The sequence below is a fragment of the Halochromatium glycolicum genome (assembly GCF_016584085.1).
GTDB classification, from domain to species: Bacteria; Pseudomonadota; Gammaproteobacteria; order Chromatiales; family Chromatiaceae; genus Lamprobacter; species Lamprobacter glycolicus.
The window spans coordinates 58,519-75,753 of sequence record NZ_NRSJ01000020.1; the positions used below are offsets into that span (position 1 = coordinate 58,519).

General features: G+C 67.1%; 15 protein-coding genes. 5 read left to right on the forward strand and 10 right to left on the reverse strand.

Going from position 1 to position 17,235, the window contains the following annotated elements:
* Window positions 1-6 precede the first annotated feature (6 nt).
* Genes CKO40_RS12150 through CKO40_RS12160 form a run of 3 tightly spaced genes read right to left on the reverse strand, consistent with a single transcriptional unit; the run spans window position 7 to window position 3,113 of the window.
* Complete coding sequence (locus CKO40_RS12150) at window positions 7-1,023, reverse strand: alpha-L-glutamate ligase-like protein (protein WP_200346483.1); 1,017 nt, start codon at window positions 1,021-1,023, stop codon at window positions 7-9.
* Window positions 1,024-1,026: 3 nt separating this feature from the next.
* Window positions 1,027-2,565: a UUP1 family membrane protein gene (locus tag CKO40_RS12155; RefSeq protein ID WP_200346484.1), complete on the reverse strand. Its 1,539-nt coding sequence runs from the start codon at window positions 2,563-2,565 to the stop codon at window positions 1,027-1,029.
* A complete protein-coding gene (locus CKO40_RS12160) occupies window positions 2,565-3,113 on the reverse strand; it encodes an ATP-dependent zinc protease family protein (RefSeq protein ID WP_200346485.1) in 549 nt (182 codons plus the stop codon). The genes CKO40_RS12155 and CKO40_RS12160 overlap by 1 nt, the downstream gene beginning before the upstream one ends.
* 502 nt (window positions 3,114-3,615) lie before the next feature.
* On the opposite strand from CKO40_RS12160, the gene CKO40_RS12165 reads away from it, so the two are divergent.
* Window positions 3,616-5,424, forward strand: coding sequence for a BCCT family transporter (locus CKO40_RS12165; RefSeq protein WP_200346486.1), 1,809 nt, complete (start codon window positions 3,616-3,618; stop codon window positions 5,422-5,424).
* Between the two features lie 220 nt (window positions 5,425-5,644).
* Here the strand turns inward: CKO40_RS12165 and CKO40_RS12170 are convergent, their stop codons facing one another.
* Window positions 5,645-6,478, reverse strand: coding sequence for a TIGR01459 family HAD-type hydrolase (locus tag CKO40_RS12170; protein WP_207173597.1), 834 nt, complete (start codon window positions 6,476-6,478; stop codon window positions 5,645-5,647).
* On the opposite strand from CKO40_RS12170, the gene CKO40_RS12175 reads away from it, so the two are divergent.
* Window positions 6,478-7,170 carry a DUF502 domain-containing protein gene (locus tag CKO40_RS12175; protein ID WP_200346488.1) on the forward strand — a complete coding sequence of 231 codons (693 nt, stop codon included), beginning with the start codon at window positions 6,478-6,480 and terminating at the stop codon, window positions 7,168-7,170. The genes CKO40_RS12170 and CKO40_RS12175 overlap by 1 nt on opposite strands.
* Before the next feature lie 117 nt (window positions 7,171-7,287).
* On the opposite strand, the gene CKO40_RS12180 is transcribed toward CKO40_RS12175, so the two are convergent.
* From CKO40_RS12180 to CKO40_RS12205, 6 genes are all read right to left on the reverse strand, one after another.
* On the reverse strand, window positions 7,288-8,064 hold the full coding sequence (locus CKO40_RS12180; RefSeq protein ID WP_200346489.1) for an endonuclease/exonuclease/phosphatase family protein: 777 nt from the start codon (window positions 8,062-8,064) through the stop codon (window positions 7,288-7,290).
* Window positions 8,064-10,280, reverse strand: coding sequence for a VTT domain-containing protein (locus CKO40_RS12185; protein ID WP_200346490.1), 2,217 nt, complete (start codon window positions 10,278-10,280; stop codon window positions 8,064-8,066). Before CKO40_RS12185 ends, CKO40_RS12180 begins: the two co-directional genes overlap by 1 nt.
* A 9-nt stretch (window positions 10,281-10,289) precedes the next feature.
* Window positions 10,290-10,988, reverse strand: coding sequence for an aminodeoxychorismate lyase (locus tag CKO40_RS12190; RefSeq protein WP_200346491.1), 699 nt, complete (start codon window positions 10,986-10,988; stop codon window positions 10,290-10,292).
* Window positions 10,989-11,104: 116 nt separating this feature from the next.
* Entirely contained in the window at window positions 11,105-12,388 is a 1,284-nt protein-coding gene (locus tag CKO40_RS12195) for an alpha-amylase family glycosyl hydrolase (protein ID WP_200346492.1), read from the reverse strand.
* Window positions 12,385-12,567, reverse strand: a complete 183-nt coding sequence (locus CKO40_RS12200; protein ID WP_200346493.1) for a hypothetical protein — start codon at window positions 12,565-12,567, stop codon at window positions 12,385-12,387. Before CKO40_RS12200 ends, CKO40_RS12195 begins: the two co-directional genes overlap by 4 nt.
* A gap of 317 nt (window positions 12,568-12,884) precedes the next feature.
* Window positions 12,885-13,526: a YqiA/YcfP family alpha/beta fold hydrolase gene (locus tag CKO40_RS12205; RefSeq protein WP_200346494.1), complete on the reverse strand. Its 642-nt coding sequence runs from the start codon at window positions 13,524-13,526 to the stop codon at window positions 12,885-12,887.
* 227 nt (window positions 13,527-13,753) lie between these two features.
* Between CKO40_RS12205 and CKO40_RS12210 the strand changes: the two genes are divergently transcribed.
* The 3 genes from CKO40_RS12210 to CKO40_RS12220 all read left to right on the forward strand — a co-directional run.
* On the forward strand, window positions 13,754-14,503 hold the full coding sequence (locus CKO40_RS12210) for a uroporphyrinogen-III synthase (RefSeq protein ID WP_200346495.1): 750 nt from the start codon (window positions 13,754-13,756) through the stop codon (window positions 14,501-14,503).
* 184 nt (window positions 14,504-14,687) lie between these two features.
* Window positions 14,688-16,049, forward strand: a complete 1,362-nt coding sequence (locus CKO40_RS12215; RefSeq protein WP_200346496.1) for a metallophosphoesterase family protein — start codon at window positions 14,688-14,690, stop codon at window positions 16,047-16,049.
* A partial coding sequence (locus CKO40_RS12220) for an ATP-binding protein (protein ID WP_200346497.1) occupies window positions 16,046-17,235 on the forward strand: 1,190 nt, incomplete at its 3' end. The genes CKO40_RS12215 and CKO40_RS12220, both read left to right, overlap by 4 nt.

Genomic DNA, 17,235 nt, shown 5'->3' on the forward strand with positions numbered 1-17,235 from the left:
TCGGGGCTAACGCTCATGGCGCGGTGCCACCCCGGCACCGCCAGGCAGTAAAGCGGCTGGGGCGGGCTGGCTGGCGGCATCCAGCTCCTCTGCCAGCGCGATGCGCTCGCGGATGTCTCTGGGCAGTTGGGTCATGGCCTCGATGCCCCTGAGTCTTTGCTCGAGCCCATACTGGTTGGCGATCTGGATCGCGAGCCCCGGTCGGGCATTGACCTCCAGCATCATCGGTCCGAGGTCCTCGTCGATCACCAGGTCCACACCGCAGTAGCCGAGCCCGGTCAGGTCGGCGCAGCGCGCGCCGACGGCGAGGAGCGCCTCCCAGTCGGGGATCAGGTGGCCGGTCAGCGGGGTGCCGAAGTCGGGGTGATCATCGATCTTGGCGTCCCGCACCACGCCATGGTGGGTGATGCCGGTGGCGAGTGCGATGCCGACCCCGACCGCCCCCTGGTGCAGGTTCGCCTTGCCGTCGGAGGCGCGGGTCGGCAGGCGCACCATGGCCATGACCGGGATGCCGCGGAAGATCAACAGCCGGATATCCGGCACCCCGCGGTAGCTAATCGATTCGAACAGTCGGCTCGGCCGCACCCGATACTCGATCATGGCCGCATCGGGGATGCCGCCCAGGGAATGGACGCCGCTGAGGATATTGGAGACGAAGTACTCGATCTCGCGCAGCGTGAGCGCCCGGCCATCGCCCTTGACGAAGAGCCCGCGGCGGCGATCGGTGATGACCAGCACGCCGTCGCCGCCGCTGCCGTGGGCCGGTTTGATCACGAAGGAGTCGCGGCCGTTCAGCAGCCGGTCCAGATGGGTCAGCTCGCCCTGGAAGCGCACGACGCCATAGAGCTCCGGCACCGCGAGACCGGCCTCGATCGCCAGGCGCTTGGTGGTGAGCTTGTCGTCCACCAGCGGATACTTGCTGCGCGGGTTGTAGCGCATCACGAAGTTGCGGTTGCGGGCGTTGATGCCGAGCACCCCGCCGCGCCTGAGCGCGGACCACCGTCCCAGCCAGTTGCTTGCCATGGCTCAGCGCGCCCTGGCCAGGGCGCTGAAGCGCACGAGCTCGGTGAGCCGATAGCCGCTGTAGGCACCCAGCATCAGGGTGACCGCCAGCACCACGAGCAGCAGCTCCGGGAAGTAGAACATCAGGTGGCTCAGGTGCGGTTCCTTCATCACGAAATAGCCGCAGATGGCCACGACCAGCGAGCCCAGGGTCTCCTTGAAGGTCGCGCCGAAGCCACGCTCATCCCAGACGATGGACATGCGCTCGATGGTCATGGTCAGGATCACCATCGGGAACAGCGCGATGGACAGTCCCTGCTCCAGGCCGAGCCGATCGCTCAGTACCGTGATCGCGAGCATCAGGCAGACCACCACCACCAGGATCGCCGCCAACCGCGGCACGAGCAGTAGCCGCAGCTGGGTCAGCATCAAGCGCAGCGACAGGCCGACGAGCACGAGGGTCAGGAACAGCGCCAGCCCCCATGCGAGCTGGGTTTCCCGAAAGGCCAGCGCGATCAGGATCGGCATGAAGGTGCCGAAGGTCGGTACGCCGACCACGACCCGCATGAAGGCTACCACCAGCGCCCCCAGCGGCAGCATCAGCGCGACCTGATAGAGGTTCTGCACCGACACCGGCAGCCGGGTGAGGTCCAGGCCGAGGGGCTGCGTCCGGAAGGCGGCGCCGGTGAGCTCGGTCACGTCCATCTGCGGTACCCGCGTCTGGGTCGTCGAAAACCCGAGCTGGACATTGCGGACGCCGCGCGCGCTCAGCAGGTCCGGGCTGTCGTAGCGCCAGATGAAGAAGCCCGGCGGATAGCCCGGCGTGCCGGTGGCGGCGTCGTAGCCTTGCCAGCTCTCGCCGTTGTGGACCTCGAGCCAGGGGATCAGCCGGGCATCGACCTGCGGGCGGTCCAGCGGCAGCCCGTAAGCGATCCGCGTCGGAATCCGGGCGCCGGCCAGGATCTCGGCCACCCTGTGCTCCCAGCTCGGGCGGCCATCCTGGTTGCGGATGACCTTGACGTTCTCGTCGTCACCATCGGCCAGGATCAAAAGGGTCTGCTCGGTGAACGAGAAGACATCGGCAGACTGGGCGCGCGCCCGGCTCAATACTGACTGGATCGCGGAACCGAGCGGTTCCTGGTAGTCCGGCACTGGTGGAAAGGGCGGCACCGAGGCCAGTGTGGCCACCTCGTCATCGACCACCTTGACCTGATAGTAGAGCCCCTGCTGGCTCCTGGGCGTGCGGCGGAGGGTCCAGGTGGCCTTGCGCGGACGTCCATCGGCCTCGAGGATCGAGAGCCCATAGCCCCGGGAGACGAAGTGCTCGTCGATCGCGCGCGTCATCGATACCGGCGGCGGCAGCAGGAACTCTACCTTGGACGAGCCACCGGTGCCCTCGAAGCCGATGCGGGCCTCGACCGTCCACACCGAGGTGGTCAGCTCCGGCAACAGCGGGACCTGATCGCGCACCGCCTTCAGCAGGGTCACGCCGAGACCGAGGCCCGCCAGCAGCAGGGCGATGATCGCCAGCGGCGACAGGCGCGCGAACACGGGTGCGGCCATCAGTCCGCGTTCTGACCGGACGGACAGTCGTAGCGGAACACGAACGTCCTCGCCGGATCGATGACGAAGCGCTTGCGCAGGAAGTCCCGCCCCAACAGCACCGGATAGTTGAAGTGGGTGCGGTCGTCGAGGCCGAACTCTGCCTCCATGAGCTCGCCGTCGATGCAGAAGCTGAGCCTGACGGTCACCCGTTCCTCCAATGCGCTGCCATCCCGGTGCTTGATGCGCACCCTGTCTTCGATGGGCAGATCGTAGGTTAGCTTCGGACCGTCTTGTTCCGTGTGATCCTTGTAGAGCGAGAACCGCACCCGCTCGACCCCATTGCGCTCGAAGCGCTCCAGCTCGGCCGCGTGGATGGCGCTGGACTTGGCGCCGGTGTCGAGCTTCGCGGTGATCCGCACCCGGTGCGGCTCCAGCCGGATGCTCTGCAGCCAGCCCGCCTCGCGCAGGCCGTCATCCCGAACGGCTTCGCCCAGCGCGGGCTTCTCGGTCGCTGCCGCGGTTACAGAAAAGAGGATCAGGGCAGCGAGGATGGATGGGAGCGGCATGGGGGCAGCAGTGAGAATAGCGAAGGCGATGCTCGGCGAACGGCTGCGAAACGGCCTGTAGCGCCATAAACCCTTACGCTGGCTGAGCTTAATGGGGTTGTCGCATTTCGGCAAGCGATGCGCTGGTGGCGGGCCCGTTAGCGCTGTCGTGAAGACCCCTCTGGCGCGTCGCTTCGTTGTCGTACTGCTATCGCGCTATTCACGCCGTTCCGCACCGCTGGCCGCCCGCACCTTGGCCGCCCGCAGTTTATCCCCTTTTGGGTGCCTTGGAGCGCTCCGAGCAGACGGGTCAGGAGGTTCGTCGGTGACCAACTCGAACCGCTGGCAAACGCGATGCAGACTGCCAAGTCTGGCCAAAACCACTTAGGCATTGCGGTTTGATCGTTTGGGTCGAAAGCAAATTTCGTGGCAAGGTAGATGGGCTAGGAACCCCTGTCCGCGTTGCCAGGCTCTGTGGACGGGGAGGACTGCGTCTTCATCGAAAACTGAGTGAGAACAGCTCATGACCCACTACATCGACGAGCGCACGGCGAAGGAGAAGCACGCGCTAGCTAAGAAACTCAAGGAGGTGGAGCGGAAAGCCCGCAAGAAGGCGATTCGGGAGCGGGACCAGTTCAAGGGCCTGCAGATCTCGCCATCGGCCTCCTACGAGGACGATGCGCCCCGGCGAGAGCCCGGGGATGACAACTGGAGCGGCTTTGGGTTCGACCTGCATCCGCACGTGACCTTCATATCGAGCTTCGTGCTCGTCGTGTTCATCGTGCTAACGCTGATGTTCGAGGCCGAGTCCGCAAGCTTCTTTAACGACGCTCTCTCCCTGATCACCGGGAACCTGGGCTGGTTCCTGATCCTGGTGTCGAATCTCTTCATTATCGCGGCGCTCTACTTCGCGCTCAGCAAGTTTGGCCACATCCGTATCGGCGGCGTCGAGGCCCAGCCCGAGTTCTCGACGTTGGGCTGGTATGCGATGCTGCTCAGTGCCGGCATGGGCATCGGGCTGATGTTCTGGAGCGTTGGTGAGCCCATGTTCCACTTCCAGACGCCATCCCCGATCTTCAATGGCATCGAGCCGGGGACGCCCGAGGCCGCGCAGGCCGCGATGGGCGTGACCTACTTCCATTGGGGCATCCACCCCTGGGCCATCTACGCCATCGTCGCGCTTGGATTGGCATTCTTTGCCTATAACCGGGGGCTGCCGCTGACCATCCGCTCGGTGTTCTATCCGCTGCTGGGCGACAAGATCTACGGTTTCTGGGGGAATGTGATCGACATCCTGTCGGTGCTGGCGACCCTGGTGGGCCTGGCGACATCCCTTGGCCTCGGCGTGCAGCAGGTCAACGCCGGTCTCGATCACCTGTTCGGCATCGGCATCAGCACCCAAATGCAGGTGATCCTGATCGCCGTGATCACAGGCTTTGCAACCCTGTCGGTGTTCGCGGGACTGGATGCGGGTGTCAAGCGCCTCAGTGAAGCCAATATGGCCATGGCGGCCATCTTCATGCTCTTCCTGCTGTTCGTGGGTCCGACGGTCTACCTGCTGAGCGGCTTCACGCAGAACCTGGGCTTCTACCTGACGATCCTGCCGGAGATGAGTCTCTGGACCGAGACCTTCCGCGACAGCAATTGGCAGGGCTCCTGGACGGTGTTCTACTGGGCCTGGTGGATCTCCTGGTCGCCCTTCGTCGGCATGTTCATCGCCCGTATCTCGAAGGGCCGCACCGTGCGCGAGTTCATCTTCGGCGTGATCCTGATCCCGACGCTCCTGTCCTTCCTGTGGATGTCCGTCTTTGGCGGTGCAGCGCTGAACCTGCAGGTGGACGGCGTCGCCGACATCGCCGCCGCGGTCAATGATGATGTGGCCAAGGCCATGTTCGCGATGCTGGACAACTTCCCGATCGCGGAGGTCCTCTCCGGCATCGCCGTCATCCTGGTGACCATCTTCTTCGTCACCTCGTCGGATTCGGGCTCGCTGGTGGTCGACCATCTCACCTCCGGCGGCAAGCTCGACTCGCCGACGACGCAGCGGGTGTTCTGGGCCGTGATGGAGGGTGTCGTCGCCGCGGTGCTGCTCATCGGCGGCGGTCTCACGACGCTGCAGACCGCTTCGGTGACCACCGGACTGCCTTTCGCGCTGGTCCTGCTGGTGGGTGTCTACTCCCTCTACATCGGGCTCAACCAGGAGCTCTATGTTGAGACCGCGGTCAAGAAGGCCGTGAGTGATGCCGAGGATGAGCACAAGCTGCACGAGGCCGTCGAGACCGTTGTGCAGGGCAACAGCGCAACGACCCCCGAGACTGCCGGCACCAGCTGATCTGCCCGGTTTGACCTAGGCCAATGCCTGCGCACCCGGCTTCAGTACGGGTGCGCAGGACGGCCTCGACCGATGCGCCCTGCATCCCGCTTTCCCTCATCCCGCATTCCTAATCCCGCATCCCTCTCATTCATCGCGCAGAAGCCCCACCCAGAATGGCTGCTGGGGCGTATTGCATCAGGAGCGTGCACGAATCAAGCGGCCGTTCTGATGAGGCTCCTCAGTGCGCCAGACTCGGCAGCAGCCAGGTGGGCTGGGCACCGGCCGTCACCTGGCCTTGAGCGGGCGCGAGGCCAGTGCCGACCAGGACCGAATCGATCCCGGCAGCGGCGGCGCCGGCGATGTCGGTGGCGAGCTGATCGCCGAGCATCACGGGTCGATCGGCACCGAGTCGGCGCTGGGCGGCCTCGAAGATCGCCGGGCTCGGTTTGCCGAGGCGCACGAATCCGAGCCCGGCCTGCGGCCAGCGCTCGTGCAGGACGGCCTCGACCATCGCCGCCAAGGCGCCGGCCGTGAGCGCGACCCGCCCGGGGCGCACCGGATAGATCAGGTCCGGGTTGCAGAGCAGCAGTTGCAGCGGCCGCCCGGTATCGAGCCGGCGCAGGAGCAGGCTCAGGAGCTGATCCATCTGCTCGGGCCAGCGCAGGTCCTTCTGGTCGGCGATAATGATCGCCTCGGCGTCGACATCGTCGGTGAGCGCGACCACGACGGCCCCGGCGCGCTCGGCGTAGACCGCGGATTCGCGGGGACCGAGGACGACGGCCCGTCGTCCGGTGAGCGGGCCGGCATGCTCGGGATCGGCCAGCAGCGATCCGGACGTGAGGATGTGCTCGGGCGGCACCCTCAGGCCGAGCGCGTCGAGCTCGGCGCTCAGCGTCTCTGGTAAGCGGCTTGCTGAGTTGGTCACCACCAGCCAGGGCAGGCCCTCGCGCTTCAGCGTCTCGATCAGCTCGACTGCACCGGGCAAGGCTTGATGCTTGTCCAGCAAGACGCCGAAGGCGTCCAGCAGGAAACCGTTATAGCGCTCGAGCAGGGCGCTCATGGAGCTAACCAATGCAAGACTCCTCGTTACTGAACAGACTACGGACCTGGTTCCTGCAAGGCATCGCCCTGCTGGCGCCGTTGATCATCACCCTCGCGCTGCTGATTTGGCTCGGGCAGTCGGTCGAGGTGTTTGTCGGCGGATTGCTGCGGCATCTGCTGCCGGATGCCTGGTACGTGCCCGGCATGGGGCTCGTCGTCGGGCTGCTCGTGACGCTGGCGGCCGGTCTGCTCGCGAACCTGTTTCTGGTGCGTTGGCTGGTCGAGCTGGCCGAGCGCGTGCTGGATCGCATCCCGCTGGTCAAGAGTCTGTTCCAGGGCCTCAAGGATGTCGCCCGCTTCTTTGCGCGCACCGGCGATCAAGACCTGGGGCGCCCCGTCGTGGTCACCCTGCCGGTTGGCGATGCATCGATCGCAATGGTGGGCTTCATGATGCAGGAGCATGCCGATCTGCCGCTGTCGGAGGAGGACGGCGAGCAGCAGGATCTGGTCGCCGTCTACTTGCCGATGAGCTATCAGATCGGCGGGTATACCCTCTACCTCGAGCGCGGTCGGGTGCGCCCGCTGGCGGTGGGTGCCGAGCAGGCCCTGCGCTCGGTGATCACGGGCGGGGCCCTGACCGAAGGCGCCAGCCCGGCCGATCATAGCGGGTCAATCACCCCGATGGGGCGCCGCGCGAGGGACGAGATCAACCGAACCGGATGAGCCGATATCGGGGCTGATAGAGCGGCTGATAGAGCGGCTGATAGAGCGGCTGATAGAGCGGCTGATACAGGCCCCGGGCGCGCGCAGCTGCGTTGCGGTGTCATAGGCAGAGGCCATTCAGCCGGTCAGCCGCAGCCGCAGCCGCGCCCGCACCGGCAGGTGGTCCGAGGCGGCTCGGGTGCTCGCGGTGCGCACGGCCTCGAGATGCTCCAGGCTCAGTCCGCTCCCGTGCCAGATCCGATCCAGCGCGAGTAGGGGCAAGATCGAGGGAAAACTGGCGCGGTTCGGGACCGGCGAGAGCAGTCGTGTGAGTGGAGCGAGGCGGGAATGGCCACGGCGCCATTCATTGAAATCCCCGAGTAGCACCGTCCGAGCGAGCTCAGCTGCGGCGCTGGCTGGTGCGCGTGCGTCCAGAGCAGCGCTGACCTGGGCGATCTGGCGCCGTCGCTCCCAGGGCCGCAGACCCAGGTGGGTCGCCAGACAGCGCAGCACCGGCGCCGTCGAGTCGGGGCCGAGGCGCAGCCGCGCGTCGATCAGTCCGCGCGGCTCACGGCCCGGCTGGCTCAGATCGATCAGCCGGTGGCCGGTGATCGGGAGCCGGCTCAACAGCACGTTGCCATAGTGGTGCGGGCCGCGGCGCATCGTATGCCCGAGCAGCGCCTCGTAGCCGTGCTCGAGCAGACGCTGCAGCAGGATGAGCGGCTCCGGGCGCGCCGGCGTCTCGACCTCTTGCAGGGCGACGATGTCAGCGTCCAGCGCGGCGATGGTCTCGGCGATGCGCAGCGGGTCCTGACGCCTGTCGCCGCCGACGGCGCGATGGATGTTGTAGGTCGCGACGATGATCGGCGCCTGCATGCTGCGTTGGATCGGGCTGCTGCGCGGGCCGAGCGCCATCAGTCATCAGCGCCTGCGAGCCAGCGGCCAAGCCAGACGACGCCGACGAGCGCGAGCAGCATCGCGACGATCAGCGCCAGTGAGCGCATATCGCTGCGGCCGAGCAGGGTCAGCAGTCCTTCGGCGAAGAAGGCCATCGCGATGACCGCGGGGCTCATGCCGAGCACCGTGCCGAGAACATAATCGCGGAAGCGCACGCGCATCGCGCCCGCAACGAGGTTGAGCACCACGAAGGGGGCGACCGGCACGATGCGCAGGGTGACGACCGCCAGGATACCGCGTTGGGTCAGGCGTTGGCGTAGATCGGCGAGACGGCCCCCAAGACGTTTCTCGACGGCGCGCGCGCCGGTATAGCCGCCGATCCCATAGCCGGCGATCGCTGAGAGGGTTGCGCTGACAAGGGCGACCAGCGCCCCGCTCACCGGCTCGAACACCAGTGTCGTGACGAGGATCAGCAGGGTGACCGGTACCGCCGCCAGGCTGGCGAGCACGAACAGGGCCACCGCGAGCGGCGCGCCCCAGATCGAATCGCTCAGTGCGCGCGCCGCTTCGGCAAGGATCGCCGGCTGCAGCCACTCACCGATCGGGGTCCAGCGCCATGCTGCGGCTAGCGCGATGAAGACCAGTAGCGCAGCGATGCCGACCCAGGTCCGCCAGCGTGCGTGAGGCTCGTGCTCCTCACCGACCACCACCTCACTGACCAGCTGGGGCGAGAGCGGCTGATCCGGGTCGATCAAGCGCTCATCCGGGAGCTGGCGATCCCATTCGGGATCGAGCTCGTCGCCGAGTGGCTCCAGGCTATGGGCGGCGTCCGGATGTGCCGCCTCGCTACCGGCCTCGGTCTCGCGGCTCTGCTTGCGGTCTTGAATCCGGGCGATCGCGCGCGCCGTGGCGCCGGATTCGACCTCCAGTTGCGCCATCAGGTCCGGCTCGACGGCGAGGAACATCGCCAGCAGCTGCTGGCGCAGCTGCCGGACCGCGTTGTGCGCCGCCTCGCTGTCGGCGACGATGCAGAGATCGCATTCACTGTCGAGGCCCATCGAGCGGTTGCTCAGGTTAGACGAGCCGATGCGCAGGATGCGGTCGTCGGCGATCATCAGCTTGGCATGGACCATCATGCTAGCGTCGCCAAGGCCGTCGACTGCCGGGTAGAGCACCTGCAGGCGCTGGTATCGGTCCGCTTGGCGCAGGCCCTTGAGCAGCCGTGCCCTGATCAGGTCCATCGTGTGCTGCTCCAGCCAGTGACCGGTCTCGCGGGGCAGTATCAGGATGATCTCGGGGCCTTGCGGCTGTTCGAGGGACTCCCCCAACGCTTCGGCGATCCGGCGTGAGGTCAGGTATTGGTTCTCGATATAGAGCAGCTTCTCGGCGGAGCGGATCATGTCCAGGTAGAGCTGCTCGGACTCCCGGGCCTCGGGCTGCCCATCGAAGGCAGGTAGCGTGCGCGCGATGCCGACCGGCATCGCTTCCAATAGCGGCTCCAACCCGGTCGGCCAAGGGTCATGCAGGCGCTGTTGGGCAGGCGCGGACGTATCGGCCTGCTGGAGCACGGGCGGACGACCACCGCCGGCGCGCTCCCAACGGTCGGCGAAGAGCTCACCGAGCGCGATGGCGGCGGCGCCGTCGACCAGTACCTGGAGATCGTGGAACGGCGGATAGGGGTCGCCATCCGGGTCGCAGCGGCGCGGCTCATCGGCCTGGTGCGCGTTGGTGTCCCAACGCCATTTGCTGAGATCGAATCCGCCGCAGTAGGCCAGTGCACCATCGATGACGACCAGCTTCTGGTGCTGGCTCGCCATCAGCGGATGGTGGCCGTCCTTGATGAAATGCAGGCGCGGATGGCGCTTGCTGGAATCCTTGCCCCAGGGGGCCTCGCCGAAGAACAGCGGCTCGCGCTCGAGCAGATAGATCGGGGCATAGTCCCATAGCAGGATGAAGACCTCGAGCTCGGGGCGGGTCTCGAGCAGCCGCACGAACAGGTCGCCGAGTGCGGTCGGCCAGCCGTCGCCCGGGTCGGGACGGACCAGCTCCACCCGGCTATGGATGTCCCAGGCTGCGATCGCGATGCACCGGCGCGCCGCGATCAGGCTGGCGCGCAGCATCGCGAAGTAGCATTCCCCATCCACGCAGACGCCGAAGCGCTCGGTCGTTTCGACCCGCCAACAGTTCTGTCCGGGCTGGAATGCGAAGGCGTCGCGTTGTGCCGATGGCTGCATGAGACAGGCCTATTGCAGCAGTCGCTGTGGCCAGGCGTCGAGGTCGCCGTCGATGCCCAAGACGCGAAAGCGCACGAAGATCGACTCGGACAGCCAGCCTTCGCGTCGGGCCGCGCGCAGCGTCTGGTGATGGGGGCTTTGGTGGTAGGCGAACTCGCGGACACGCTCAATGTTGTCCCAGAGACTGAAGGTCGCCAGCGTCAGCAGCGGGTGCTCGCCGAAACCGATGTGGAACCGGCAGCCTGCAGCCGTTCGCAGATGATTGCGGATCGCCGGCACGCTGCGCCAAAAGGCACGCATGCAGCGGCGGTGAACCCGAGCATGGGTCAGTACGACGATCGAGCCGTCGTCCGGTTGATTCCCGGTGTACTGGAAGGGCTCTTCGCCGTCCCAGCGTCCGTGCCCGGAGATCGGCTCCAGCTCGATGTGTAACTGCTTGCGACTCGGGCCAGCGATCCGCTGGTAGAAGCGGCTATGACGCAGGCGGCGGTCGTCGGCCGGGTCAGGCAGCGCGCTCATCAGGCAATAGGTGCGCGGATCGGGCCAGATCGAGAACCCATCGCCGCCGCCACACCCCATCAGACGCACATCGCCTTCCGGGACGTCATCGCCGATGAACAGGCGACGAAAGCCCATGAACATGAACGCGGCCGGGCTATAGCTACGCGGGTATTGGAAAAAGCTGAAGGTGACGCGGTTGGTCGGCATGGTTGTAAGGCACCGTACTGGCTGCCCTCGATGAGCGGGCGCAGCTCCACTGATTGAGCCTGGCAGACCGCCCGGGCATCGCTGGACCAGCGCCGTCAGCGTGGCGGGGCGTCGGCCTAGGCGTCCGACGAGACCAGCACCCGCGCCATCCCCGGTCCGAGCCAGAACTCGAACGGGGCCGGCAGCTCATCCATTGGCCAGTCCGGCGACAGGTCGCGGATCGGTCCGGGTGATTGGAGAAGATGGCGCAGGTCCTCGACATAGAAGCGCTGGCGCACCCAGGGGTCCTTGTTGATCACCAACAGGGCCTGACCAGGACCGTTGGTCGCATGCTTGCGCAGCACCAGGATCGCCGGGTCCGGGTGATCGAGCCGCTCGATTCGGCCCTCGCTGTCAAGAAGCGGTACCTCGTCCTTGATCGCGTTGACCTGTCTGATGAAGCCGGTGAGGTCGACATGCGGCTCCTCCCAGTCGTCCGGCGTGGTCTCGACCACATCGAGGCGTTTGCGGAAGCCGTACTCGAAGCCGATCGGGATCATCACGCCGCTCGCGAACAGGGCCGTGAACAGATAGCGCTGGCGTAGTGCATCGACGTTGCTGTCGAACTCCTCGTACATGCGCCGGGTGTCGTGGCTCTCCGGGAAGCCGATCGAGGGCGCGATCTGGCGCGTCAGCTCGTACTGCTCCAGCAGCCAGTTGCCGTGCAGGTCCCACCACTTGGCGCTATTGAAGATGGCGTCGAAGCCGGCCTCGGCGGTCGTCCGGGTCTGCTCCGGCGTGCAGCCAAGGGTCTCGGCGACGAAGACCGTTTCTGGATGGTTGTCGCGGACCGCCGTGATCAGGCGCTGCCAGAGCTCGGCCGGGAGCTGATAGGCCGCATCGCAGCGGAAACCGCGGAAGCCGAGTGTGATCAGGTGCTCGACGATCTTGACGAAGTAGGCGAGCAGGCCGTCCGGATCATCGGCCTGCTGCAATGCGCGCTGATGGTCGAACTGGGCCAGGTCGCGCCAGACCACCTTGTTGCCGTTGTCCTCGATGCAGAACGGGTGCTGGATGCGCCCGTGCTGACGCACGAACCATTCTGGATGCTCGCGCACCAGCGGGCTGTCCTCGGCGCAGTGGTTGATGACCAGATCGATCATCAGGGACAGGTCCCGCTCGCCGGCGTGCTCGGCCATCGCCTGGACCTGGGCGTCGGGCTCGAGCTCGGAGTCGGCCGAGACCAAGGCCGGATTGATGGCGAAGTAGTCGGCGATCGAGTACAGGCTGCCGGAGCGGCCGAGCTGCTGGATCGGGTTGACGAAGACCCAGTCGAAGCCCATCTGCGCCGCGCGATCCAGATGCGGGTCCCATTGGTCGAACGGCCCGGCCAAGAGTGGGAATAGGTTGTAGATCTTCATTCGGCTTGCGGCGTTGCGTCCTCTGCCGAGCGCTCCTGCTTATAGGCCTCCTCGAACTCGCCGGCGCCTTTCTCGACGGCGTTGACCGCCTTGCCTGTCGTCTTGCCGGCCCAGGAACAGGCCCCAATGGCGGCCGCTGCAAGGATCAAGATCATCGTTGTGAGAATGCGTTTCTTCATCTTGTGATCGCAGAATGGACTCCAGATTCGACAGGCCACCAGTATAACGTCTCAGTAACATCGAAGCCTTCCGGCAGTGCTGCTGCGGACAGCACGGCTGTCAGGAATCCGCTGGAAGGCCATTCGACTGAGATGGCTGTTGCTGCATCCGCCTACGGAGAGTCTGGCGGAGGCTGAACGGTGACGAGCCCTGTGCCGGCTCCTGTCCGGGCGGTCAGGCGGAACGGATCAGATGGGACGGCGTTATCGCGCCGCCTATCGGCCAGGCTTATGGGATCTGCTCAGGGTGCTGCTCAGGGCGCTGCTCAGGGCGCTGCTCAGGGCGCTGCGACCGTGATCCGTTCGATGAATCGCGCCAAGGTATCGGCATAATCAGCGGTGTTGGCCAGCTCATGCCCGCCGCGCGGAAGCACCAAGCGCTCACAGTCCCCGGCCAGCGCCAAGGTCTCCTGGGCATCGACCACATCATCATCCTCAGCGACCAGGATCAGGCCAGGTGCTGTCCCGCTCAGCGTCTCTGCCTCGAGCGGGCGGTAGGCCAGGGCATCCTCGGCGCGCCAGCTGAAGTGGGCATCGACGTCGAAGCGCTGCAGCCTGCCGCCATAGCGCGCCAGCGTGGCCGATGGGCGCAGGGCCGGATTGAGCCCGATCCAAGGCAGGCCGAGCCGCAGGCCGAGCCGGCGTGCCCAGAACCCGCCAAGGCTGCTGCCGACCAGAAGGTCCGGCAACGAATGCGTCGGCGAATCAGGCGCTGAGCCAGTCGATGGATCGGGTGATGAAGTGGGCGACGAATGGGCAAGATGCAGCGCCGCGGCGGCGCGCTGATAGTCCTCGGGCCGGTAGCCGCCTTGGGTGTCCAAGCAGTGCACGGCATGGCCCAGCGTGCGCAGCAGGGCGACCTTGGGACTCTGCGGCTTCGGGCCGCTGGCGAAGCCGTGCAGGTAGATGATCTGGGCCATCGAGAAAGCTGTTCTTGCGGTGGCGCGCTCTGCGAGTGCCTCTGGGAACAGGTCGGTCGCTGCGCTTTACAGCATGATCCTCTATCTTCTTCGGTTCGATCGCCGATGTATCCTCTGATTCAGCTTATGCCTGATTCAGCTCAACGGCCCCCAGATGAACGGCCCCAGATGAACGGCCCCCAGATGAACGGCCCCCAGATGAACGGCCCCCAGATGAATAACTCGAGATGAAGACCGTCCTCGTCACCCGCCCGCGCGAGCAGGCCAAGCCCTTCGCCGATGCGCTGCAGCAGGCCGGATTGCGCCCCCTGCTGTTCCCGACCATCGCGATCCGCTGCCTTGATGACTGGGCCTTGCCCGATCCGGACCGCTTTGCCGGGGTCTTCTTCACCAGCGCCAATGCGGTGCACTGCTTCTGCGGGCGACTCGGCAGAGAGGCCCCCGAGCCCCTCGCCGGTCTGCGCCGAAGCCGGGTCTGGGCGGTCGGTCCTGCGACCGCGTCGGCGCTCGCGCAGTATGGTATCGAGACCGAGCCGCTGCCAAAGCGCGCCGATGCGGTGCATCTGATGGCGGCCATCGACCCGGCCGCGATCGCCGGCCAGTCGTTTCTGTTTCTACGCGGCTCCCTGTCGTTGGGCACCATCCCGGCGGTGATCGCTGAGCAGGGCGGGCGCTGCACGGCGCTGACCGTCTACGAGAATCAGCCGCCGGCGCTGGAAGAAGCAACGCGGATCAAGCGGCTGCTGCACGCTGGCCAGCTCGACTGCCTCTCGTTCACCAGCCCGTCGACGGTTGAGAACTTCTTCAAGGCGATGGGCGGCACCGAGCTGCCGGCCGGCGTGCTGATCGCCGCGATCGGCACGACCACCGCTGCAGCAATCGAGCAGCTCGGGCTCGAGGTCGCTATCCAGCCGCAGGTGTTCGATGCGCCGAGTCTGGCCGAGGCGATTGCGGCCCGGCTCGGGGGGCCTCGATAGCGCGCGTCCGCACCGAGCGAGCGGCCTGCGATCGGTGATGCTCCGGCGGATTCGACTGGGCCTCGACGCGCGGCGAGCGCTCGGGCTGGAGCCCCGATCCGCGCTGGTGGACAGATGCCGGCTCCCGTTTCAGGATGACGCACCCGCGACGCTGCGAATCTCCGTTCTCTGACTTGCTGCCTGCATGTTTCGCTTCATCCACGCCGCCGATACCCATATCGATAGCCCGCTGGTCGGGCTCGATACCTATGAGGGCGCCCCGGTGGAACTGCTGCGCGGCGCGACCCGGCGGGCCTTCGAGAATCTGGTCGAGCTGGCGCTCGAGGAGGCGGTCGATTTCGTCCTGATCGCCGGTGACCTCTACGACGGCGACTGGCGCGATTTCAGCACCGGGCTCTTCTTCACCCGCCAGATGGCGCGCCTGCGCGCGGCGGCGATCCCGGTCTACGTGATCGCCGGCAACCACGATGCGGCCTCGGTGCTGACGCGGCGGCTGGACCCGCCTGATAATGTCCATTTCTTCTCGACCCGCCAGCCCGAGACCCGGGAGCTGGAACAGCTGCCTGTGGCGATCCACGGGCGCGGCTTCCCGAACCGGCAGGTGCCGGAGAACCTGGTCCCAGACTTTCCGCTGCCGCGCCCGGGCCGCTTCAATATCGGCCTGCTGCACACCAGCCTGGCGGGCGCGCCGGGCCATGCGACCTACGCGCCCTGCACGCTGGCCGATCTGGCCGCCAAGGGTTACGACTACTGGGCATTGGGGCATGTGCATCAGCCGCAGGTGCTCGCGCGCGCGCCTTGGGTGATCTTTCCAGGCAACCTCCAGGGTCGGCATGTGCGTGAGACCGGCGCGCGCGGCTGTCAGTTGGTGGCGGTCGACGAGGCGCTGCAGGTCGTCGAGGCGGTGCATCGCCCGCTCGATGTGGTGCGCTGGGCACGGCTGGAGATCGATCTGACCGGGATCGACGAGCAGGGCTTGGCGCTGGAGCGTATCGATGAGACGCTGACCGCCGCCCTGGGCGAGGCCGATGGGCGACTACTGGCGGTACGGCTGGTGCTCGCCGGCAACACGCCCTTGCATGGCGGGCTGGTTCGGAGTCTGCCGGCCTGGCGGGCCCAGTGCCAGGCGCGCGCGCAGATCACCGGCGGCGATCGGGTCTGGATCGAGGATCTCGAGCTCGCCACCGCGCCGGTCTATGACCTGCAACGGCTCGCCGAGCGCGACGACCTGACCCGGATCCTGCTCGCGGGCCTCGCCGCGGCCGAGTGCCCGACGTCCGAGCCAGCCGCTGGGTCAGCCGCTGCGCCAGCCTCCGGGCCGGGAACTGGGCCAACCGCCGAGGCGCCGCCCGAGGTCCGCGACCTGCTCGGCATCCTCCCGGCCGAGATCCGCACCGAGCTCGAGGACGCGCTGACCGCCGAGCAGCGCCCGGGGCTGCTCGACGAGGTGCGCGCCCTGCTGCTCGAATCGCTGCGCCATTCGGGGGGAGACAACGGGGGAGATAACGGGGGTGACAGCGGGATTGACAGCGGGGGTGAGCCTTGAGATTCGCCCGCCTCGCCGCGCCGGCGTTCGGGCCGTTCACCGATTTTGCGCTCGATCTCTCCGCCGGCGGTGCCGACCTCCACCTGATCTTCGGTCCCAACGAGGCCGGCAAGAGCTCGCTGCTGCGCGCCATCGGCGACCTACTCTATGGCATCCCCGGCCAGACGCCGGACGGCTTCGTGCACGGCTACCGCGAGCTGCGCATCGCCGCGACCCTGGAGGATCGCGACGGCCGCCGGCTGGCGATCCAACGGCGCAAGGGCAACAAGCACACCCTGCTCGACGGCGACGGGGCGCCGCTGCCAGACGACGCACTGAGCGGTCTGCTCGGGGTCGTCGACCGGGACTTCTTCACCACCGTGTTCGCGCTGGACTCGGACCGTCTGCGCGAAGGTGCCGCGTCGCTGCTGCACGGCCGCGGCGACCTCGGCGAGGCGCTGTTCTCGGCCAGCCTCGCCGGCACCCCGGTGCACCGCATCTTGAAGGCGCTCGAGGACGAGGCCAAGACCCTGTTCGACGGCCGCAAGACCAAAGGGGTCAGCATCCGGCCGTTGCTCGCCGAGCACAAGGCGAGCCAGGATGCCAGCCGGGCGGCGATGGTGCGCCCCGACGCCTGGGAACAGGCGCTCGCGGCGGTCGCCGAGGCGCAGGCGGCCTGCACCCGGCTCGGTGACGAGGTCGCGCAGCGCAACACTCGCCGCGACTGGGTGCAGCGCTGTCTCGACGCCTTGCCGGTGATCGGCGCGCTGGCCGAGCAGGAGCGCCTGCGCGCCGGGCTCCCGCCGCTGCCGGACCTCGGGCCCGGCTTCGTCGAGCAAACCGAACAGGCCCTGGGCCGCCGCGATGCGGCGCGCGTCCGGCTCACGGAGCTGCAACGCAGCATTGATCGGCTGGCGCATCGCGTCGACGAGAACCAGCCCGATCAGCGTCTGCTGGCGCGCGCCGGCGAGATCGAGGCGCTGCACGAGCAGCTCGCGGTGCAGCGCGAATGGCGCAACGAGCGCGCCGCGCTGGAAGCCGAGCGGGCTAGCTTGGCCGCCGAGCTTGGCGCCGGGATGCGCGAGCTCGAGATCGAGGGCGAGCCAGCCGCGGTCGAACGGCTGCGCGCCGGCGCCGAGGCGGTGCTCACGTTGCGCGAGGCGGCGACCGCGCTCGAGGCCGCGGCGGCTGCGGCCGGCGAGCACCG